This window comes from Salininema proteolyticum, from assembly GCF_042685645.1.
Classification (GTDB): domain Bacteria; phylum Actinomycetota; class Actinomycetes; order Mycobacteriales; family Micromonosporaceae; genus Salininema; species Salininema proteolyticum.
Genome location: NZ_JBHUNX010000001.1, coordinates 4290691 through 4308093, shown reverse-complemented (window position 1 = coordinate 4308093; position 17403 = coordinate 4290691). Strand labels below are relative to the sequence as shown.

At 67.6% G+C, this 17403-nt stretch carries 13 protein-coding genes and 1 pseudogene; 7 read left to right on the top strand and 7 right to left on the bottom strand.

Features of this window, described 5'->3' with window-relative positions; genetic code table 11:
• Positions 1 to 84: 84 nt before the first annotated feature.
• The gene (locus ACFTE1_RS19910; RefSeq protein WP_380624394.1) at positions 85 to 519 is read right to left on the bottom strand and encodes a thermonuclease family protein; all 435 of its coding nucleotides are present in this window, start codon (positions 517 to 519) and stop codon (positions 85 to 87) included.
• 292 nt (positions 520 to 811) lie between these two features.
• On the opposite strand from ACFTE1_RS19910, the gene ACFTE1_RS19905 reads away from it, so the two are divergent.
• Complete coding sequence (locus ACFTE1_RS19905; RefSeq protein WP_380624396.1) at positions 812 to 3790, top strand: AfsR/SARP family transcriptional regulator; 2979 nt, start codon at positions 812 to 814, stop codon at positions 3788 to 3790.
• On the opposite strand, the gene ACFTE1_RS19900 is transcribed toward ACFTE1_RS19905, so the two are convergent.
• Together ACFTE1_RS19900 and ACFTE1_RS19895 are read right to left on the bottom strand one after the other, a co-directional pair.
• Positions 3780 to 6413 carry a GNAT family N-acetyltransferase gene (locus ACFTE1_RS19900; protein WP_380624398.1) on the bottom strand — a complete coding sequence of 878 codons (2634 nt, stop codon included), beginning with the start codon at positions 6411 to 6413 and terminating at the stop codon, positions 3780 to 3782. The two genes, ACFTE1_RS19905 and ACFTE1_RS19900, sit on opposite strands and share 11 nt — an antisense overlap.
• A 223-nt stretch (positions 6414 to 6636) precedes the next feature.
• Positions 6637 to 7536: a sigma-70 family RNA polymerase sigma factor gene (locus ACFTE1_RS19895; protein WP_380624400.1), complete on the bottom strand. Its 900-nt coding sequence runs from the start codon at positions 7534 to 7536 to the stop codon at positions 6637 to 6639.
• Between the two features lie 120 nt (positions 7537 to 7656).
• Here ACFTE1_RS19895 and ACFTE1_RS19890 point away from each other — a divergent pair.
• Positions 7657 to 7836 (top strand): annotated as a pseudogene (locus ACFTE1_RS19890) (TetR/AcrR family transcriptional regulator); the annotation flags it as partial.
• A gap of 448 nt (positions 7837 to 8284) precedes the next feature.
• Here the strand turns inward: ACFTE1_RS19890 and ACFTE1_RS19885 are convergent.
• The gene (locus tag ACFTE1_RS19885) at positions 8285 to 9724 is read right to left on the bottom strand and encodes an FAD-dependent monooxygenase (RefSeq protein WP_380624402.1); all 1440 of its coding nucleotides are present in this window, start codon (positions 9722 to 9724) and stop codon (positions 8285 to 8287) included.
• A gap of 106 nt (positions 9725 to 9830) precedes the next feature.
• Between ACFTE1_RS19885 and ACFTE1_RS19880 the strand changes: the two genes are divergently transcribed.
• The gene (locus ACFTE1_RS19880) at positions 9831 to 10394 is read left to right on the top strand and encodes a TetR/AcrR family transcriptional regulator (RefSeq protein ID WP_380624404.1); all 564 of its coding nucleotides are present in this window, start codon (positions 9831 to 9833) and stop codon (positions 10392 to 10394) included.
• A gap of 158 nt (positions 10395 to 10552) precedes the next feature.
• A complete protein-coding gene (locus ACFTE1_RS19875) occupies positions 10553 to 11824 on the top strand; it encodes an MFS transporter (protein ID WP_380624406.1) in 1272 nt (423 codons plus the stop codon).
• An 18-nt stretch (positions 11825 to 11842) separates the two neighbouring features.
• Here ACFTE1_RS19875 and ACFTE1_RS19870 read toward each other — a convergent pair whose 3' ends face one another.
• Positions 11843 to 13036, bottom strand: a complete 1194-nt coding sequence (locus tag ACFTE1_RS19870) for an MFS transporter (protein WP_380624408.1) — start codon at positions 13034 to 13036, stop codon at positions 11843 to 11845.
• A 156-nt stretch (positions 13037 to 13192) separates the two neighbouring features.
• Entirely contained in the window at positions 13193 to 13861 is a 669-nt protein-coding gene (locus ACFTE1_RS19865) for a GntR family transcriptional regulator (protein WP_380624410.1), read from the bottom strand.
• A 155-nt stretch (positions 13862 to 14016) separates the two neighbouring features.
• Here ACFTE1_RS19865 and ACFTE1_RS19860 point away from each other — a divergent pair, with 155 nt between their 5' ends.
• The 3 genes from ACFTE1_RS19860 to ACFTE1_RS19850 all read left to right on the top strand — a co-directional run bounded on the left by ACFTE1_RS19860 (position 14017) and on the right by ACFTE1_RS19850 (position 16536).
• Entirely contained in the window at positions 14017 to 14445 is a 429-nt protein-coding gene (locus tag ACFTE1_RS19860) for an SRPBCC domain-containing protein (RefSeq protein WP_380624412.1), read from the top strand.
• Between the two features lie 264 nt (positions 14446 to 14709).
• Entirely contained in the window at positions 14710 to 15903 is a 1194-nt protein-coding gene (locus tag ACFTE1_RS19855) for an MFS transporter (protein WP_380624414.1), read from the top strand.
• A gap of 99 nt (positions 15904 to 16002) precedes the next feature.
• Positions 16003 to 16536 (top strand): GNAT family N-acetyltransferase, encoded by a 534-nt coding sequence (locus ACFTE1_RS19850; RefSeq protein WP_380624416.1) that lies wholly within the window; start codon positions 16003 to 16005, stop codon positions 16534 to 16536.
• 211 nt (positions 16537 to 16747) lie between these two features.
• Here ACFTE1_RS19850 and ACFTE1_RS19845 read toward each other — a convergent pair whose 3' ends face one another.
• The gene (locus tag ACFTE1_RS19845) at positions 16748 to 17323 is read right to left on the bottom strand and encodes a TetR family transcriptional regulator (RefSeq protein WP_380624418.1); all 576 of its coding nucleotides are present in this window, start codon (positions 17321 to 17323) and stop codon (positions 16748 to 16750) included.
• Between the last annotated feature and the right edge of the window lie 80 nt (positions 17324 to 17403).

Here is a 17403-nt window from a genome sequence, read left to right as displayed (position 1 = left end):
AGGTCCGGTCGCGCAGGGGGAAGGTCTACCGGAGCTCCCCCGGTTCGGTATCGGGTTCGTTCCCGTCGGGGAACGGTGCGGCGCTCAGTCCTCGTGGTTCTTCCACATGCCGCGCCTCTCGGCCTTCGCGAGGCGCTCGGCCTTGCGGAGCGTGTCTCCGATGGTGAGGTCCTGGTGCTTGAGGATGTAGGTGTGCGCCATGCCGTCGGCCACGGCCTGGACGGCGTAGTTGATGCCGTTCTCCATGACCACGTGGGCGAGCAGCCGGTCGTACTGGTCCCACGCCGGGTCGCCGGGGTCGGTGAAGAGGTGGACGGTCCGGCCGTCGAGCTTCTCCTTGGCGTAGACCTTGGCCTCCTCGCCCCAGTCCTCCTCCTCGCGGTAGCCGCCGGACTCGGGCGAGTTGATGCCCATGACCCGCACCCGGATCTTCTCGCCCTTCACGAAGGCGCGGAAGGTGTCGCCGTCGACGACGGATTCGACGTCGACCGTCTCGTAGAAGTCACCGGGTCCGTTCACAGGAGGTCTCTCTTTCGTTGTTCGCCGGGCCTCGCAACCGCCCAATCGTCGCACACGGGGACACGCAGGCACACAGTGCTCAGACCGTGTTCGGCATATCCATGGGCGTCGTCGGTCGAGCGCCTTAAAGGGAGTGACTAGATGCGAATTTTCATCGCGGACAAGAAGATCGGGGACCGGTGCCGTCTCCTTCCGTCATGCCAGGGGGTCACCGTCCAATATCACTTCCAAGAGCAGGTTCGGCACCTTCGCACTTGTAGTGACCATTCCGTTGCACCGTATTATTCATTGCATGAAGGACCCCCACGCCATGCCCGAATCCAGCCGGCTCACCGCCCGTCTGCTGGGGCCCGCCCGGTTTACGTGCGGAGGCGAAGAGGTCGAACTTCCGGGGTCGCAACTGCCGCAGGTTCTCGCCCTTCTGGTTCTCGGCGACGGCCGCCCCGTACCCATGGACACGCTCGTCGAGCACCTCTGGCCGGACCGGTCCGGGACGCCTACGATCCGCATGGCGCAGAACCTCCTGAGCAGGTTGCAGACCGCTCTGTCCGCGGTCGGACACGGCGGACTGTCAGTGAAGAAGCGGATGATCACCCTTCCTGATGCCGATTCGGATGCCGCCTTCCTCGAAGTTCTGGTCTCAGAAGCCCGATCGGCCCAGTCTGCGGGCGACCCTGCCACGGCCCTCGCCACCTACGACCGAGCCTTGGACCTTGTCAACGGCGACCCGCTCGAAAGCTTCGACGGGCCGGTCTTCACACACCACGCCCTGCTCCTGAGCCACCTCATCGAACAGTCCCGCACGGGGCGTATGGAGGTCCTGCTGGAAACCGGCGACTACCGGCTCGCGCTGGACGCCGCGCACAGCCTGTTGGTCGACGATCCCCTGTCCCAGCACGCGACCAAGGCCTACATGGTCAGCCGCTACCACTTGGGCGATGTCCGGGCTGCGAGCGAGGCGTACATGCAGTTTCAGAAGCGACTGGCCGACGAGCTCGGCCTGGATCCTTCGTCGGACCTCCAGGAGACGTACACCAAGATCCTGCGCGGCGAGCCGCTCGCCGCCGATGCGACGGTGAAAGCAGCGACGACCGAGGCGATCCCCCATGAGCTGCCGCCTCCCCCGGCGAACTTCGTCGGACGCGGCATCGAAACCGACAGGATCGACCGGATCCTGCGTGAGAACTCCCGCGCCGAACAGCCCACCGTCGTCGCGATCAACGGAGTCGGCGGTGTCGGCAAGTCGGCGCTGGCCGTTCACGCCGCCCACCGGGCCGTCGAACTCTTCCCAGACGGTCAGCTCTACATCAACCTCCACGGAGCCACGCCCGACGCCGAACCCGTCGAGCCCGGTCTCGCTCTGCAGAGGTTCCTCCGGTCGCTGGGGCGGCGCTCAGATGAGCGGTACTTGAACCTGGAGTTCGACAACCGGCTGGACGTCGAGGAGATTTCTGCCCGGTTCCGTACCGCCACCTCCGGCAAGAAGATCCTGGTGGTCCTTGACGACGCGCAGGACGCCAAGCAGATCCGCCCCTTGATACCCAGCGGATCCGGCTGTGCCGTCGTCATCACCAGCCGACTGGCCGTCACCTCCGTTGACAACGCTGTACCCATTGCGCTGCAGGTCCTGGAAGAGGATTCCGCCATGGACCTTCTTGCGGAGTCGACCGGGCACCGAGAGATCGGCGAACGCAGCGGGCTGCTCCGGGAGATCGCCTCATACTGCGGCGGCCTTCCCTTGGCGCTGTGTATCCTGTCGGCACGGATCAGGACCAGCTCGCCCGTTGCCCTTCCCGAGCTGCTGAATTCGCTGCGTACGGAGTCCGACAGACTGGACGAGTTCGCCGACGACGAACGCTGCTTCGCAACGAGCCTCGCAGTGAGCATCCGGGACCTGGAGTCCAGTGAGGCAGGTAGGAGTGCCGTCGATCTGTTCCGCAGCATCGGACTTCACGAGGGTACGGACTTCAGTGTCGAGGCTGCCGCGGCGATGGTCGCGCGGTCTTCCGGCGAAGTGCGCCGGCGCTTGCGTCTACTCGAAACCGCCCGGCTGGTCGTCCGAACCGAGCCGAGACGATTTCATATGCACGACCTTGTCAAGTTGTTCGCCAGGCGCCTCTCCGAAGAGCTGCCCGTGGCTCTGCGCCGTGAGGTCGTTGATCGCTTGCGGTGCTTCTATTTGCAATCTGCCAGGCTCGCTCACCGTATCCACGATGTGAAAGCCGTGGACCGAGAAATCTGCGGGGAGGACTTCGATAGCGTTCGAGCGCCATTGACGACCAAGGAGGAAGCGTACGAGTGGCTGGCGAGGGAACTGTCCAATATTCGGGACCTTTCCCGCCGGGCACTGAAACCGCCCTTCGCGAATCCGGAGTTTGCAGGCCATCTCTGCCTGCTGGCCATCGATCCACTGCTGGAGACGTACTCGAGGCTTTCCGACCTCGTTCCGCTTGCCGAGACCGCCGCCAATGCGGTCGTCGAGCCGCATCGGCCCTGGCATATACATGCTCATCTCAGTCTCTCTGAACTGCATTTGCAGTTCATGAAGTTCGATACTGCCGAAGTGCACTCCGAGGCGGCGATGAAGTCGGCAGAGGCTGTTGGAAGTCTACGGCAAGTCATGATGGTGCGGAGTTACAAGGCTCGACTCGCCATGGTCTCAGGCGATTACTCCCGGGCCATGTCGGTAATCCACCGTGTCATTCCCCAGGTTCGCCGACTCGGTTTCCTGGACCTGGAAGCCTGGCAGCACGTTTTCAAGTCCCTCATACTCGATTCCCGAGGATTTATCGACGCTGCCGTCGAGTCGAGCACGGAATCGGTCGAATTGGCCAAAAAGCAGGGCATGGCGACCGACAACGAATATAGATTTTGCGCCATCTTGAACAATCACGGTTTCCGTCTTCTGCGCACGGACAGGTGGGCCGAAGCCCATGATGTGTTCGCCGACGTCTTTTCCATCCTGGGGAATCGCGGCCAAACCAGGTCGAACATTTATGCTGAAGCACTGGTAGGCATGGGAAAGGTATATGAGGCTGGCAATCGTCGAAGCGAGGCCCGCGAGTGTTGGCGCAGCGCTGCGGACATCGCCCGGACTCTCGGTATGATCGACGAGGATCAGTGGGAAATGGTAGTGGAGTCTGACGCCCGGAACATCGACTCCCTCATTACTTCCCGGAATATCGATGCCTGGCGGGAACGCGTCCGCAAACGTCAATTGAAGAAATCCGACCAGCGAGGTGAGCGTCCGGGCCCTCCCGTCACCAAGTGAAGTCCTCCCGCCGGAGGTACATCAGACTCGCCGTTTTTTCCGGAAGCCGGACCTCTGGTCCTGAAGCGAATCCTACACTCGTAAAACGGGAGACGGCCTTGTCGTTGCGGGCGTCGGGTTCGGCCACGACGCGGTCCTTGGAGGAATCCGACAACACGTACTCGATGAAGCACCTCAGGAGGGTTCCGGTGAATCCCCGCCTTTCGCGGTCGTCGGCGGCGGGGCCGATGAATATGTGGCAACCGATGTCGCCCTCTCGGACATCGTAGTACTCTCCAACCGGGTCGGCGGACGGATCGTAGCTCTGGAACAGGGCCACGGGCATTCCGTCGAGACGGGCCAGAAATGCATGGTGCGTCTCCAACGCGTCGAGGAATTCATAGATCCCCTGTACCTCTTCCTTGGACTTCTCCCTCATGCCCCAGAACCGGGCTCGGTCCTCGGTGACCCAGCTGTGAAGAATGTCTATGTCGACCGCCGGATCGACCGGATCGAAGGTGACCTCACCGAAATCGGGTACCTTGCGTGCGTACACCGACGTCTGGCGGCGCTCTACCTCAAAGGTCTTCGCCGATTCGAACGTCAGCTTTTCCCAATCGGTCACGATGGGGATGAGAGTTCCTTCTGCCCAGAACGGGTACTGATCGCGCGCATGCACATCGCCGGGAACGCCTGAGGCTCCGAACGGGACGACCCACCGACTGTTCTCGCGATCGGACAGGTCCCAGGCCCACCGGCATACGGGAGCGCGCCCGAAGGAATCGGTCAGTCCGGGTACGGAGCTGGTGGACATCACGCAGTCGTGGTCGCCGTCTGTGCCGGAGAGCCCATCCTCTGTGAGAAGTGCACGCCAGATCAAGGGACGATGGACGTCCTTCCAGACTGTTCTTTCTTGGGCGGAAGTGGATTCCAACGCCGACCGCAGCACGGCATCCCGCTCGTCGGGCCCAACGAGACCGTTGCCATCGGCCAGGAGATTTGTCAGCACGTGTCCCATCCGGGCCCGAAGGACGAACCACGGTTGGAAGACAGAAGGAAAGCCCTCAGTCCCCGCCATGATTCCATCGAATGGGGGAAGCTTCTCTATTTCGGCTACGACCTGGGCGCGAAACCGGGCGAATAGCGCGGCTTCCCGGCTATCGCCCGACATCCGACGGTCCCAGGAGAGCAGGAGCCGACGAACCTCTTGCGCCGTCGACGAGAGGTCGTCAAGGAATTCGATGGCTGAAAGCAGAGCCCCGGACGACGGTGAGAACGTATCGGAATGGATCCGGGCCATCTCCCCTGCAGTCCACGTTTCCTGCGATTCGAGCAGGGCGCTGATGCGATCGGCGCGATCGGGAGCGGCGAACTCAACGCCCAGGGGCTCGGCGATACCGCGTTCATTGGCCATGACGTGGTGACCGGACTTCTCACAGCGCGGAAGCGGGTCGACCGTGCCCCGCCATGCAGTAGAGTCCTCCCATGCAGGTACGGGGAATAGCATATTGCGCCGATCGCGGACCGGTACGGTTCCGGCGACGCGGTGCAGTGTCCCGCCTTCGGAATCGGCTGCCATGACCACGTTGACAGGAGTTGCCCAGTCGGCCAACGCGGCGTCCACATCCGCAACCGTGGTGGAACGCAGAAGCTTGAGCAGTGCGGAGAAACCTGTGTCCTTATGCGCGCGTGTCGTGCAACGTAGGCTGAACGCTTCGCTCTCTCGTCGTCCGTCGGCGAACCCCCCTGCGACGATGGGACCACGCTTAGTCTCATAGCGTTCAAAGCGGCGAGGATCTTCGTCGGCGACTTCGACCGTCTCGATCCAGGCCCGTACGGGTTCCCAGCCTTCAGGACCTAGAGCTTCCGTACCGTCCTCGACGCGGCGCAGCTTCTCCTGATAAAGATCCTGGGTATCGGCCATGGCGTTCGTGATGCCCCAAGCGACCGATCCTGCATGGCCGAAATGCGCGACTCCGGGCACGCCGGGAACAGCCATGCCCACGACGTCGAACTCGTCACAGGAAAGTCGAACTTGTTGATAGACGCCGGGTTCTTCCAGGAACCGGTGCGGGTCTCCCGCAAGGATAGGGAGACCGCTCGCCGTGTGGTCGCCCTCGACCATCCAGCCGTTGCTGCCGGCGGTGCCTGGTCCGTCCAGTGCGAAGAGCGGCACGGCGTTCTCGCCGAGAGCATGTGCGATCTGACGGCGGAAGAGTTTGACGGGGAATCCCGCGAAGAGAATATGCGTGGAAATCCACTGGGCTAGCGGTGTCCAAGGTTTCCAACTGCCCGGCTGCGTCCCGACGCGGTCGAACTCAGGAGCGCGTGACCCGTATTGGTCGAGACCGTCGTTGATTCCCTGAACGTAGGAGTCCAGCCAGTAACGTGTTTCGCTGTCCAAATTCTCATAGGCACGACGAGCGGTGTCCGTGATCTGAGCTTCACGAGCGAAACGGTCCCAGTCGATTCCTTCGCCGCCGAGCACAGAAGCGATCGTACCCTCGGCACGGTGGCGGTCGATTTCAATCTGCCAGGCTCGGTCCTCGGCGGCGTTCCAGCCTTGGGCGTAAGCCAGTGCCGTCGCGGAGTCCGCCTTCAAATGCGGCACTCCCCAGTCGTCCCGGTGGATTTCGAAGCGCATACGACCTCCATTGACTATTAGAAGTTAGGTTAGGCTAACCTGCTGACTGCAACGTTATCCCGAATCTCGGTGCAGGGCTGGACGGCATGTTCGAAGGGACGGCGGCGTCACACGATGTAGAGGTGTTCCGCGATGAAACGCGGGCCAACCCGTTGCGGGACAGCAGCTCCCGCTCGGGTCCCGACCGGCTTCGGGATATCGGCCTTAGCCGGGCGGGAATCGCTCAGACGAGGGCGTGCTCGGCCTTCCGCAGCTTGGCCAGCGCGCCGGCCGCGATCTGGCGGACGCGCTCGCGGCTCAGCCCGAGCTCGCGACCGATCTCGTCCAGGGTGCGCGTGACGCCGTCGTCCAGGCCGTAGCGCCGCGCGAGGACCTTCGCCTCGCGCTCGGTCAGGCCGTCCATTGCTTTGCCGAGGGAGTCCCGCAGGTCGCGGTCCAGCGCCAGGGCGGCCGGGTCCGGGGCGTCGTCCGCGATGAAGAACCCGACCTCGGTCCCGTCCTCGTTGACGGGGGCGTTGAGCGAGACGGTCTCCCGCGCGTAGCGGAGCACGCCCTCTACTTTGTCCGCGTCGAGGTCGAGCGCGGCCGCCATTTCCTCGGTGGAGGGCTCGCGCCCCAGATTTCCGGCCAGTTCGGCCTTGGCGCGCAGGACGCGGCGGATGAGGTCGTGCATGTACGACGGGACGCGGATAGTCCGGCTCTGGTCGGCAAGCGCCCGGTGGACGGCCTGCTTGATCCACCAGGTGGCGTAGGTGGAGAACTTGAGTCCCCGTTTGTGGTCGAACTTCTCGACCGCGCGCATCATGCCGATGGAACCCTCCTGGACCAGGTCCATCAGGGGCAGCGCGCCGGTGGCGGCGTACTTTTTGGCGATCGAGACCACCAGGCGGAGGTTGGACTGGACCATGCGGTTCTTGGCCTCGACGCCACGGTCGGCGGCGCGCAGCAGTCCGGCCTTGTCCGCGGACGGGACGTCGGCCTCCGCCAGGCGGTTCCGGGCCTCTTCGCCGGCCGCGATGCGCCGGGCCAGTTCGACTTCCTGCTCGGCGGTGAGCAGCGGGATGCGGGAGATCGCGTCGAGGTAGGTGCGGATGGAGTCGGCGGAGTACTGGGTCGTCGTCAAGAAGCGTCTTCCTCTCGTCGGCCGGGGCGGGGTCGCCCGCCTCCGGGTCGACATAAAGTTAGCACCGACCTAAATTTATGTCAAGAAGAAATTTCGGTCGATCCTAGGTATACTGGTGCCATGGCAGAAACCGAGACCGGTCTGAGAGACCTCAAAAAGCGGCAGACCAGGGAGAACATCTCCCATAAGGCGACGGAACTCTTTCTGGAGCGCGGCTTCGACAACGTCACGATCGCGGAGGTGGCCCGGGCGGCGCAGGTCGCGAAGATGACCGTCACCAACTACTTCCCCCGCAAGGAGGACCTCGCCCTGGACCTGCAGGACGTCTTCATCGCCATGCCGGCCGAGACGATCCGGGGACGGGAGCCGGGCGAGTCGGCCTGGGCCGCCCTGCGGAGGGCCTATCTCGCCGCGGTCGCGGAGCAGAACCCGGTCATCGGCTTCTCCGGGGCCGAGTTCGCCCGCATGATCGCCGACAGCCCGGTGCTGACGGCCCGCCTCCGTGAGTTCCACGACGGACAGGAGAGGGCCATGGCCGAAGCTCTCGCCGAGGAGATGGGGGCGGCACCGGACGATCTGGAACACCGCGTGGCCGCGGCGCAGTTCGGGGCCGTTCAGCGCCTGCTGTTCGACGACACCCTGCGCATGACGCTGGCGGGTCGGCCGAACGGGGAGATCTCCGCCGTCATCGCCGACGAGACCCGCGCCGCGTTCGGCGCCCTCGAGCCCGCGCTGGGGGAGTACGCGGTCAAGCGGTTACCTGTCGCCCGCGCTCCGGTCCGACGTTGTCCCGCACGGCCTTCGAGTATCCGGAGCGGTCTCCGGCCCAGGCGGCGTAGCCGTCGGGACGGACGAGCACGGCCGGCGCGCCCGGGCTCTCGACGGCCTCGACGCGCTCCGAGCCCACGTCGCCGACGTTCACCGCGGCGAACCTTCCGCCCCGCAGTGCCTCGTAGAGCCGGCGTCCGTCCGACAGCACCAGGTCCGGCACTCGGTGGCCCACCGCCCGGTGCGCTCCGCGCGGGGCGGGGTACGAGACAGACAGCGCGGTCACCTCCGAGGCGATCTTCCTGTTGACGGCGGGGAGTTCCGCCAGCGGTACCGACGCGCTCCGCAGCAGCCGCAGGAAGGGGTTGGCCAGCTTGCCGATTCGCAGGATGGCCCCGCTGGAGCGCAGCACGGCCTCCCCGACGGGGTGCCGTTCGGACTCGTAGGTGTCGAGGAGGGCCTCGGGTGCGCCGTTGAGGACGGAGACCAGCTTCCAGGAGAGGTTGGCAGCGTCCTGCATGCCGGTGTTCAGGCCCTGCCCGCCGGCGGGCGAGTGGACGTGGGCGGCGTCCCCCGCCAGGAAGACGCGTCCGACGCGGTAGCGCTCGGCCTGGCGTTCGTCGGAGTGGAAGCGCGAGACCCAGCGCGGGTCGCGCATTCCGTAGTCGGTTCCGGTCACGTCCAGGAAGGCCCGGCGGACCTCCTCGAACTCCAGGGGCGCGAAGTCGGGCTTCTCGTGTCCCCGCCGCCACGCGAAGATGCGGTACCAGTCGTCGCCGAAGGGCGCGATGAAGGCGAGGCCGTGCTTGTTCCCCACGGCGGTGAGGGTTTCGGGCGGGCGGCCCCCGAGCTGCACGTCGGCCAGCATCATGGAGCGCAGGGCGGACCTGCCGGGGAAGCCGACGCCGAGCGCGTGGCGCACGGCGCTGTGGATTCCGTCCGTTCCCACCAGGTAGCGGGCGCGGTGCTCGATCGTCTCCCCGTCGTGCTCGACGGTGGCGGTGACGCCGTCCGCGTCCTGTTCGAGGCCGGTGAGCGCGCTGTCGTAGACCAGCCGCGCCCCGGCCCGGCGGGCGCGGTCCTCCAGGATGGGTTCGAGTTTGAACTGGGGCAGCAGCGAGGCGTGGTTGAAACGGCTCGGCAGCCGGGCGAAATCGATCATCGCGCTGCCGAAGAGGCGCAGGCGGCGGATCTTGGCGAGGCCCGCGGCCTCGGTCTCCTCGACGAGCCCGCGCGCGTCGAGGAGCTCCATGGTGCGGGAGTGGAGGACGAAGGCCCGGGAGAGGTTCGATATCTCGTGCGGCCGCTTCTCGACGACGGTGACGGAGAGCCCGGCCTCGGCGAGGTCTCCCGCGAGGAGCATTCCGGTGGGGCCCGCGCCGACGATGAGGATGTCGCTGTGCTGGGTCGGAAGGTTCATGATCGCCTCCTAAAGCGATGCCAACGTTTGTTGGCCAACATCTGTTGACTCTTACGGTAGACCCCTGTCGCGGCGAAGTCAACACGCGTTGGCATATAATTCCCCCATGGCGACGAAAGAGCCCCGGCCCCGGTCGGAGGAGACCCGGAAGCGCATCCTGGAGGCGGCGAGCCGGCAGTTCGAGCAGCGCGGATACGACAGGGCGACGATCAGATCCATCGCCTCCGAGGCGGGCATCGACCCGTCGATGGTCATGCGCTACTTCGGGAGCAAGGAGAAGCTCTTCACCTTGGCGGCGCCCATCTCGCTCCAGCTGCCGGACCTCTCCGAGGTGCCCCGCGACGAGATGGGCGAGCGCGTCGTCCGCCACTTCCTCAAGCGCTGGGACCAGGACCGCGCCCTGTTCGCCGTGCTGCGGAGCGCCGCGACCGACCCGGCCGCCGCCGAGCAGGCGCGGGGCATCTTCGCCCGCCAGCTCGTCCCGGTCGTCGCCGCGGTCGTGCCCGACCCCGACGAGGCGCTGACGAGGGCGGCGCTGATGGCCAGCCAGGTACTCGGTATCGCGCTGTGCCGCTTCATTCTCGAGATCCCCCCGGTCGTCGCGATGGGCGTCGAGGAGGCCGTGCGCTGGTACGGCCCCACGCTCCAGCGCTACTTGACGGAGGACTAGCCCCGACCCGTGCCCGTTCGCGCGGGTGGCCGTGCGCAGAAATATGGTATACCATTTTTACGCGACTGCTCCAGTTGCGGTCGTCGAGCGCAGGAGCCCCGTCCGGCGTTCGCGGGGCCTCCTGGTGTCCACCTATACGCTGGGAAGGCGATCCGTTCATGACGCGACTCTCTCCCCCGGAGCGCAGGCCGGGCCTGTCGGGCGCCCTGTCGTCGCTGCGCGGCAACCGGCCCTTCCGTCTCCTGTGGTTCTCGAACCTCTTCTACTTTGGGGGCGTGTGGACCCAGACCCTCGTGCTCGGTTGGCTCGCTTACGAACTGACGCACTCTGAGCTGCTCGTCGCCGTCTACACGGCCGCCCGCCTGGCTCCGCTGCTCCTCGGCCCCGTCGCCGGCGTCCTCGCCGACCGTTTCAACCGGGTGCGGGTGCTCCTGGCCGCCTGCGGATGGGCGACGTTCGCCGTGGGGACCGTCGCCGCCCTGACCACCCTCGACCTGCTCCCGTACTGGGCGCTCGTCCTGGGAGGACTGGCCATCGGGCTGGGTCAGGCCCCGTCCCAGCCGGCCCGCATGGCCCTGGTGCTCGAACTCGTCGGCCCCCGGAACCTGTCCAACGCCAACGCCCTGAACTCCATGGCGCTGAACATGACGCAGGTGATCGGCCCGGCGTTGGGCGGCGCGATGATCGCGGCCGTCGGCGCCCCGGCGGCCCTGTGGATCTCCACGGCCTGGTACGTGTGCTCCTTCCTGCTCATCCTCCCTCTGCGGCGCTACGGCGCGGTCGCGGGCGGCGTCGGAGAGTCGGTGCTGGGGATGGTGGCCGGCGGCCTCCGCATCGTCGGGCGCAACCGGCTGGCAGTGTCGATCCTGATGGTGACCCTGGCGGCGAATACGCTGCTGTGGCCGGTCTTCCAGTCGTTCATGCCGGTCTTCGCCGAGGAGTCCCTGAACCTCGACGCCGCCGGGCTGGGCGCCCTGCTCACCTGCGCGGGGCTCGGCGGACTGGTCGGGTCCCTGGTGATCGCGTCGCTGGGCGACTTCCGGTTCAAGGGGGCGCTGTTCCTCGTCGGCACTTCGGCGTGGGGTGTCTGCTGGGGCCTGTTCTCCCTGGCCGACAGCGCGCCCGTCGCGTTCGCGCTCATGGCCCTGGTCGGCATGTCGAGCGCCGCGTTCGGGGTCCTTCAGACGACGCTGCTGCTCATGACGACCGAACCCGCGGTCCACGGCAGGGCGCTGGGCCTGCAGGAGCTGGCCATCGGGGTCATGCCCGTGGCCGCCTTGGTCCTCGGCGCGATCGCCGAGCACGCCGGTGTTTCGCTGACCACGCTCGGGGCCAGCGTCCTGCTCGTCCTCACCCTGGGTCTCTTGATGATCCGGGTGCCCGAGCTACTGAGGTTCGGGACCGGCGCGACCCGCGAGGCGACCTCCTGACTCCAAGCCGAGGGCCCGTCAGGCGCGCCTGCCGAACCGGAGGGCGAGCCCGAGGACCACGGCGGCGCCCGCGATGACCGCGCCCATGGCGAGGAACGCCGTCGGGAAGGTCAGTGCCTCGGACAGTTGGCCGATGGCCAGGGCGCCGAGGCCGGTGCCCGCGTCGAAGCCGATGTTCCAGACCACGCTGGTCCGGGGCCGCGAGCGCTCTCCTCCGCCGGCGAACGCGTACACGAGGGTGAGGTTCTGCAGGGACCCGTAGGCGAAACCGGACGCTCCGGCGGCGGCGAGGAGCAGCCAGACGGGACCGGGCGAGGCGGCGAGCCCGAACACGGCGAAGCCCGCCGCACCGAGCAGCAGGACCGGGGCGATGAACCGGCGCGGGCCCCAGCGGTCCGCCGCTCCCCCGATCAGCCAGCGGCCCAAGGCGGCGACGCCGGTGAAGGCCGCCAGGGCCAGGGCGGCGACGGCCGGGGCGTCGACCATCTCGGCGGCGAAGGTCAGGACGGCCCCGCCTCCCGTGGTGACCAGGAGGAGGGCGACCAGCGACGGCCAGATCCGGTGCAGGAGGGCCGCCCACCCGGGCTTTTCGCCGTCGTCGTCCGGGCCGTCCTCGACGGAGCCGACGTGGCGGGCGATTCGCGACACCCACGGCAGGGCCGCGACCGGAAGGGCCCCGGCCAGCGCCACGGCGGTGAATCCCGCCGTCTCCATGGCGACGGGGGCCAGCGGGGTGAGGAGGAACTGCGGCAACGCGATCGACAGTCCGTAGGCCCCGACGGCCCGGCCCCGCGCCGACGGCGGCACCAGGAGGGACACGGCGGTGGCCCCGCCGACCGTCAGCAGGCCGAATCCGAGCCCGCGCAGGGCCGACATCGCCAGCAGCCAGTTCAGTTCGGCGAGCAGCGGCATGGCCAGGGACGGAAGACCCAGGAATAGCAGCCCGGCCGCGAAGCACCGGGCCCAGCCGAACCGGCGGGTCGCGGGGGCCACCACCAGTTGCGCCAGGACGGTGAAAAGCATCAGGACGGCGTTCACCAGCCCCGCGCCCTCGGCGCCCGCACCTATCTCCAGCGCGCGCATGGGGCCGGACGGAAGCAGCATGGCGAAGCCGGCGAATCCCAGCAGCGTCGCCGTGAGCAGCGGGAGGAAACCGGGGGCGCGCCAGACCGATCCGTCGGGCGGGGAGGCGACTACATCATCCTTGACCACGCTGTATGGTATACCATCTGTGTTCAGGCGGGGCAATGTATAAAGCGAGCGCCGTTCGTCTCAGTCCAGGGCGAGCCGTCGCCCGAACCCTGCCGACTCGCGGGCCCGTCCCGAATCACCGCTCGTCCGGCAACCGACTTCCGCCGGACGCGGTCCTCAGCCGTCGTCCTCCGCCGGGCCGCCGCGCGCGGCCTTCCGCTGGACCTGCATATTGCGGCTGCTCTCCAGGTGCTCGGCCACGAGCCCCTCCACCCGGTCGACGTCCCTCCGGGCGATCGCGTCGCACAGAGACCGGTGCTCCTCGGCGACCCGCATGAAGTCCTCGTGCTGGCCCAGCAGCCACCGCAGCCGGCTGCGCATCGTCCGCCACAGCTCCATGAGCATTCGGTTCCCGGACAGCTCCGTGACTGCCTCGTGGAAGTCGGCGGCCGCGCGCCGGGCCGCGACGCCGTCCCCCTCCCGGGCGGCGGCGAACTCGGCCGCCAGCACGGACTCCAGACGCTCCAGCCCGGCGGCGGTGTAGCGCTGCGCCGCGAGCCGGAACGTCAGCGTCTCCAGCCCGGACCGGACCTCGATCAGGTCGGCGATGTCGCTCGGCGTGAACTCGCGGACCACCGCCCACGTCCGGGGCCGGGGCGTGACCAGGCCCTCCGCGACCAGCACCTTCAGCGCGTCGCGGACCGGGACGCGGCTCACCCCGAGCTGGTCGGCGAGGTCGCGCTCCACGAGCCTGCTGCCGGGCTCCCGGACCCCGTCGAGGATCTCGTCACGAAGGCGCTCAACGACTCGAACCGACTCGGACTCGCCATCTCTTGCAACTGCCACGCGGTCATTCTCGCACGAAGACGCGCGTGCCCACAGTCCCCGACGCCCTCCCTGCACCGGTCTCGCCGCCTGTCGGCCGGCGTTCCGAATCCCCCGATTCCGGGGCACCGGCCCCGCCCGGGTGGGATCGTGATCGGGGAGGAGAGGAGGCGGACATGTCCGACATGCCCGTGATGGAAGTGGCCATGCTGATCCGCGTGAGTCCCGAAACGGCCTTCCAGGCCATGGCCGATCCGGAGGAGACGGTGAAGTTCTGGTTCACCGAGAGCACCGGGCCGCTGGGACCCGAGGCCGCCGTCGAGTGGACGTGGGGGATGTACGGGGTCACCGTCCCCGTGACGGTCACCGACTTCCAGCGGGGCGAGCGCCTCGCCTTCGTCTGGCGCGAGGGGCGGACCACCGAGTTCACCTTCGAGCCCAACGGTCCGCACACCTTCGTCCAGGTACGCGAGGACGGCATCGCGAGCGCCGAGGACCTCATGGAGACCACCGAGGGGTTCACCCTGGTCCTGGCGGGCATGAAGGCGTACCTGGAGCAGGACGTGGAGCTGGGGCTCGTCGGGGACCGCCACCCCGACTGGTGAGGAGTCCGCGAGGCCTCGCGGAAGCGCGGGCGCGGCCGGTCGTCTCGGCAACGTGCGGCCGCCGGCGCACCTGGTCTCCGCGGAACCGGGGCGAGGTCGGCGTGTGAGAGTGGTTGCAGAACTCACGGTGACTTCTTACCGATGGTGCTCCTGTTCGTCACATAGGGAATTTAGGCTGGAGTGGCGCCGTTGAAAACGGAGTTCGGTCCCGCAGCGAGGCTGAGCCGATCCCCATTAGCCACCGACCGGTCGGAGCTTCTCCCTATGCACCGTCTTCCTCTGTTCGCCATGTCCATCGGCGCCTTCGCCATCGGCACCACGGAGTTCATCGTGATGGGCGTGCTGCCCCAGATCGCCGACAGCGAGCAGGTCAGCCTCTCCACCGCCGGACTCCTCGTCGCGGCCTACGCCGTCGGAGTCGTCGTCGGAGCGCCCCTCCTGACCATCCTCACCACGCGCATCCCCCGCAAACCCCTGCTCATCGGACTCATGGCCTTCTTCGCCCTCGCCCACGTCGGATCCGCGCTCGCGCCCGACTTCGCCACCCTCCTCGGCACCCGCTTCCTGGCCGGCCTGCCGCACGGCGCCTACTTCGGCGCGGCGGCGGTCGTCGGCGCCGCCCTCGTCCCGTTCGAGAAGCGGGCCAGGGCGATCGCCTTCATCATGACCGGGCTGACCCTCGCCACCGTCGCCGGAGTGCCCGTGGCCGCCCTGGTGGTCGGCCATGTCAGCTGGCGGTTCGTCTTCGTCGCCGTCGCCGCCATCGCGGTCGTCTGCGCGCTCGCCGTGGCCCTCACCGTGCCGGACATGAACGGCCGGGTGGCCCGCACCAAGCCCTCCGACGAGGTCCGCGCCCTCAAGGACCGCCGCATCATCCTCACCCTCGCGACCGGGGCGATCGGTTTCGGCGCCATGTTCGCCTGCTACACCTACCTCTCATCCATCCTGGAGGACGTGACCGGCCTGAAGTCCCTCGGCGTCGCCGTCACCCTCGCCCTCTTCGGGCTGGGGACGACCCTGGGCAACATCCTCGGAGGCCAGCTGGCCGACCGGATGCCGTTCAAGGGCCTCTACTTCGCGTTCGGCTTCACCGCCGCCATGCTGGTGGTCCTCTACACGTCCTTGCGGCACCCGGCCCTGGCCATGGGCGGGACCTTCCTCGTCGCGCTCGGCGCCTCCATGATCGGCCCGCCTCTGCAGCGTCTCCTCCTCGACGGCGCCAACAACGCGCCCTCGCTGGCCTCGGCCCTGCACCACTCGGCCTTCAACCTGGCCAACGCGAACGGGGCCTGGCTCGGCGGCCTGGCGCTCAGCTTCGGGCTCGGGGCGGCCTCGCCGCTGCTGGTCGCCTCGGGGCTGGCCGTCGCCGGCGTGGTCCTGTCGGTGTTCCTGGCCAGGGCGCACCGCGACCCGGTCGGCCTTCCCGCGCAGAAGCGGGCGGCCCTGGCCGAGGTCTGACGGCCGCCTCGGCTCGGCGGCCTTCGGAGGAGGGGTTTCCCGCCGGAAGTGTGTAGACTTCCGGCCAGTACCGGGATCTTCGACGGGAGTGGGCGCCCTATGGCCGTGGACTGGCTCAAGATGAGACTCGACCTCGACGCGTTCGACGGCTCCGTGTTCGACTCCCTCGGACGCCGTTGCGCCCGGGCGGGAATCGAGCTCACCACCATGGCGGCGCTGGGCGACTCGCCTGAGAGCCGCCGGAGCCTGTACGAGTTGAACAAGGCCTGCTCCGCGGACATCCCGAACCGGGGAGAGTTCTTCTCGTTCGAAGAGTACGTCGCACAGCGCATAGAGACGCCTTCGTACGACCCCGAAGGGGTCGTCCTCGCCCTGGACGGCGGCGCCTGGGTCGGCATGTCGGCCGCCACGATACGTCCCGAGGGATTCGCCTTCAACGAGATGACGGGAGTCCTGCGGCCCTACCGGGGGCGCGGCCTCTCCCTGACGATGAAGGTCCTGGCCGTCGAGTACGCGCGGGAGAAGGGGGTCCGGTGGATGCGGACGTTCCTCCACCCGGACAACTCCCCCGTGATCGCGATGAACCGGCGCCTCGGATACGTCGAGGAAGACCCGGAGTCCCCCACGGCGTGACGCGATCACCGGTCGACGGCCTCAGCGCCCGGCTTTCCGGACGGTACGGCCGCCGTCCCCGTCGACGGCCTCGGCCCTTCGGGCGGTGCGGCCGCACGGCCGGAACGCCGTCCCGCCGCCGGGCTTCCTGCGACTCTTCGGGCGGCGCGGCCGCCGTCTCAGCTGACGGCAGGGGTCGGCGTCCCTCCGTCGACGGCCGGGGCCGGCGGGCTCAATCCCTCCCGTAGGAGGCGAGGCTGCCGACGCCGTCGAGGATCTCCTCGGGCGAGGGCGCGGTCTCGGGGTTCGTCAGCCACTGCATGACGACTCCGCTGACGAGCGCCAGCTGCACCGTTCCCGTCGTCCGGATCTCCTCAGGAGAGAGGGAGTCCTCGTCGATTCCGGAGGCCAGCGCGGCCATCGCGGACAGGGCGCCCGGTTGCCCCTGCCGGTAGGCGGCCATCAGCTCGGGCGACCGCTGGGCCTGGAGGAAGAGCTCGAAGCTCGCCCTCCACATCGTCGGGTTCTCGCGGATGTGGTGGATGAGCAGTTCCCAGACGGTCAGGAAGCGTTCGCGCCCCTTCTTTCCCGCCGCCTCGGCGAGCGACTCCTGGAGCGAGGCGTCCCATTCCTCCAGCGCGTCGAACAGGGCCTGCTGCAGGAGGGAGTCGCGGGATCCGAAGTGGTATCCGATGGCCGCCATGCTGACCGACGCGGCGGTCGCGATGTCCCGAACGGTCGTCCGGTCGTATCCCTTGTCCAGCAGGCATTGCTTGGCTCCTGCGAGGAGCGCGTCGCGGTTTCCCATGTCACCGAGTGTAGCAAGGCTTGCGCAGAAGTCTTATGCATTTGTCTTAGGCAAACGTCTTGCGCAATTGCCCAAATCCT

Bases quoted from the DNA above. Each gene is read 5' to 3' on its own strand.
- ACFTE1_RS19850 (WP_380624416.1), top strand. From the start codon at position 16,003: ATGGCCGTGGACTGGCTCAAGATGAGACTCGACCTCGACGCGTTCGAC.
- ACFTE1_RS19855 (WP_380624414.1), top strand. From the start codon at position 14,710: ATGCACCGTCTTCCTCTGTTCGCCATGTCCATCGGCGCCTTCGCCATC.
- ACFTE1_RS19880 (WP_380624404.1), top strand. From the start codon at position 9,831: ATGGCGACGAAAGAGCCCCGGCCCCGGTCGGAGGAGACCCGGAAGCGC.
- ACFTE1_RS19885 (WP_380624402.1), bottom strand. From the start codon at position 9,724: ATGAACCTTCCGACCCAGCACAGCGACATCCTCATCGTCGGCGCGGGC.
- ACFTE1_RS19900 (WP_380624398.1), bottom strand. From the start codon at position 6,413: ATGCGCTTCGAAATCCACCGGGACGACTGGGGAGTGCCGCATTTGAAG.
- ACFTE1_RS19905 (WP_380624396.1), top strand. From the start codon at position 812: ATGAAGGACCCCCACGCCATGCCCGAATCCAGCCGGCTCACCGCCCGT.
- ACFTE1_RS19875 (WP_380624406.1), top strand. From the start codon at position 10,553: ATGACGCGACTCTCTCCCCCGGAGCGCAGGCCGGGCCTGTCGGGCGCC.
- ACFTE1_RS19860 (WP_380624412.1), top strand. From the start codon at position 14,017: ATGTCCGACATGCCCGTGATGGAAGTGGCCATGCTGATCCGCGTGAGT.
- ACFTE1_RS19845 (WP_380624418.1), bottom strand. From the start codon at position 17,323: ATGGGAAACCGCGACGCGCTCCTCGCAGGAGCCAAGCAATGCCTGCTG.